Origin of the sequence: Candidatus Enterococcus ikei, assembly GCF_017316105.1 — a bacterium.
In the GTDB taxonomy this organism is placed as follows: Bacteria; Bacillota; Bacilli; order Lactobacillales; family Enterococcaceae; genus Enterococcus_L; species Enterococcus_L ikei.
The window spans coordinates 1-1,783 of sequence record NZ_JAFLWD010000073.1 but is presented as its reverse complement, the minus strand read 5'-3'; the positions used below and the strand labels follow the sequence as shown (position 1 = coordinate 1,783).

2 protein-coding genes are annotated in these 1,783 nt (G+C 37.6%); both read left to right on the top strand.

All coding sequences use genetic code 11. The annotated features are described in order from the left end of the window. Nucleotides 1–114: 114 nt before the first annotated feature. On the top strand, nucleotides 115–894 hold the full coding sequence (locus tag JZO69_RS16535; protein ID WP_207113905.1) for a phosphotransferase family protein: 780 nt from the start codon (nucleotides 115–117) through the stop codon (nucleotides 892–894). 137 nt (nucleotides 895–1,031) lie between these two features. Next, complete coding sequence (gene trmB, locus JZO69_RS16530; RefSeq protein WP_207113904.1) at nucleotides 1,032–1,679, top strand: tRNA (guanosine(46)-N7)-methyltransferase TrmB; 648 nt, start codon at nucleotides 1,032–1,034, stop codon at nucleotides 1,677–1,679. Nucleotides 1,680–1,783 lie beyond the last annotated feature (104 nt).

Below are 1,783 nucleotides of genomic sequence, written 5' to 3'. Positions count from 1 at the left end.
AAGATGAATCATTCTTGTGATCAAAAGCGTCCCAACAAGGATTCCCTATTTTTCAGTCGAGACCAAACGAGTCTGTTACGCTTTTATATTGTGTTAAGATAGGAGATAATTTCCATGGCATTTCAGTTGGATAAGGAATGGCGCTTGCAGCCAATAAAAGGCGCAACTGGCCAAACTTTCATGGGTATACGTGCGACTGAAAGAGTATTTATTAAACGAAATACTTCTCCTCTTTTGGCCGCTTTGTCTAAAGAAGGAATTGCCCCTAAGCTAGTTTGGACGAAACGAACAGTTACGGGTGATATTTTAACTGCGCAAGAATGGTTGGATGGGCAAGTTCTTAAAGCACAAGAAATCGGCCAAAGAAATGACGTGGTGGATGTGCTTTATCACTTGCATCATTCACACATGCTAAAAAGTATGCTGGAAAAAATTGGTGGGCAAATTCAGACGCCTGCTATGATGCTTCAAGCGTACGGTGAGAAATTGCCGACGGAACTTCAAAAAAATACGTACCTTGCAAGAGTTTATCACTATTTGCAAGAGAATATACCCAATTATTCTATTCGTAATTACATGGTTGTTCATGGCGATGTAAATCATCGTAATTGGATCGTTTCTAATAACTATCTGTATTTAGTTGATTGGGACTCAGTGATGGTTGCAGACCCTGCATTGGATCTAGGAATGTTATTAGGGCATTATGTACCGCGAGCAAGCTGGAATAAGTGGCTGCTATCGTATGGTATGAGACCAAGTGAAGAAGCTTTGACTCGGATCAAGTGGTACGCTTTATTCAATTTCTTACAAGAAATTCTCCGTCATTATCAATCAGGAGAAACAAGAGAAATGAATGCAGAGATTTTAAATTTGAAGCAAGCTTTTGGTTATTAAAGCGGCTGGAAAAAGTGTTTGGAGCTAAAGGACCTACCTTTTTTCGCGCTTACTAAAATAGTAGAGGGCAGCACAAAACAATAAGGTTTTGTTCTACCCTCTTAAAATTTGTTAATAAGAGGAAGGAAACAAAAAACATGCGAATGAGAAAAAGACCTGGAGCAGCTGATCTTTTAGCTAGTCATCCTGAATTAGTTGTTGATGAACCAGCCAAGTGGCAAGGACGTTGGACGGAACGTTTTGGGAATGATCACCCTATCCATATCGAAATCGGCTCTGGTAAGGGACAATTTGTAGTAGGAATGGCAAAAGCGAATCCAGATATCAATTATATTGGGATCGACATGCAACTAAGTGTTCTTTCAATTGCTTTAGAAAAAGCTTTAGAAGAAGAGCTACCTAACTTGCAATTACTTCATGTCAACGGAGAAGAATTGACACAATATTTTGCAGAAAACGAAATAGATCAAATTTATTTGAATTTTTCTGATCCATGGCCAAAAACACGACATGAAAAACGTCGATTAACGTTTAAAACATTTTTAGCAACAGATGAAAAAATTCTAAAACCAAATGGTGAAATTCATTTTAAAACCGATAATCGTGGGTTGTTTGAATATTCGTTAAGTAGTTTTTCAAAATACGGGATGATTCTAGAACAAGTTTGGCTGGACTTTCATGCTAGTGATTATGAAGGCAATATTATGACCGAATATGAAGAAAAGTTTTCTGCTAAAGGTCAGCCTATTTACCGTGTTGAAGCTAGGTTTCAAGCAGACAAATAAACATAAAAAAACGAAAAACAGCCCATCTCAAATGTCTGTTTTTCGTTTTTTTATGTTTACTCTTTAATTCGTCGAACATCGATCACAGTGCCTGTAAATGCATC

What these genes read in the sequence shown, in the direction of transcription:
- trmB (WP_207113904.1), top strand. Translation starts at nt 1,032, where the DNA reads ATGCGAATGAGAAAAAGACCTGGAGCAGCTGATCTTTTAGCTAGTCAT.
- JZO69_RS16535 (WP_207113905.1), top strand. Translation starts at nt 115, where the DNA reads ATGGCATTTCAGTTGGATAAGGAATGGCGCTTGCAGCCAATAAAAGGC.